A 330-nucleotide genomic window follows, 5' to 3' on the forward strand; every position below is an offset into this window, starting at 1 on the left:
TAACGATCATCGGCGTCATTTAAACCTTCGTCTCCTGGTGTTTCGTTGCCTTCACTTTTTACTTCCCACATTAAGCCTGTGACAGAGTCTTGAACGCAGCTCCATTCAGCATCTGAACTATCCGTTTCAACGCCATCCTCATCGAACTTTAAAAAGCTGAAGCCTGCACGACCATCGCTATCATCGTTATGTGTTAGCTCCCGACCTAAGGAACAATCCTGTTGGTCGATGGCTTCCCCGGAACAGTCTAGGTTATTGCCGCTAGGGTAGCTTGCTCCCCAGGTAATACCGGTTCCATTTACGCGAATATTAGTCGCCGGTATTGGGCCG

General features: G+C 48.8%; 1 pseudogene. It reads right to left on the reverse strand.

The annotated features are described in order from the left end of the window. A pseudogene (locus A3756_RS27240) lies at positions 1-330 on the reverse strand (hypothetical protein); the annotation flags it as partial.

The organism is Oleiphilus sp. HI0086, assembly GCF_001635225.1.